This window comes from Bartonella sp. AP40SXNS, from assembly GCF_042195825.1.
In the GTDB taxonomy this organism is placed as follows: domain Bacteria; phylum Pseudomonadota; class Alphaproteobacteria; order Rhizobiales; family Rhizobiaceae; genus Bartonella.
The window spans coordinates 323-751 of sequence record NZ_JBHIPB010000108.1; the positions used below are offsets into that span (position 1 = coordinate 323).

Genomic DNA, 429 nt, shown 5'->3' on the forward strand with positions numbered 1-429 from the left:
TGCTGTTACTCCTAATACTATAATAGGTCGTATTGAAAATAGAGAACGTATTTTTGTCGATATATGGGTTCCTGAACGATATGTATCGCGAATACATAAAGGAGATGAGGTGATTACAACATTAACCGCACAGCCGGATAAAACTTTTGTTGGTCATATTTATGCGATTGACAATGTTATTAATACAGAAAGCCGTACACTCCATATTCAAGTTGAAATCAATAATAAAAAAGATACGCTCATGACAGGGATGTCTTTTTCTGTTGTGTTAGAATTCTATGGTGGTTCTTTTCCTGTCGTTAATCCTCTTGCGGTTCAATGGAATAGTAAAGGATCATTTGTTTGGCGTGAAAGCGAGGGAAAGGTAGAACCCATCCCAGTATCAATTATACAGCATAAAGCAGATCAGGTATTTGTGAAAGCACCTCT

The 429-nt window shown here is 36.8% G+C and carries 1 protein-coding gene; it reads left to right on the forward strand.

Annotation, left to right across the window (positions count from 1 at the left end):
* A partial coding sequence (locus ACFILZ_RS10035; protein ID WP_375682393.1) for an efflux RND transporter periplasmic adaptor subunit occupies window positions 1-429 on the forward strand: 429 nt, incomplete at both ends.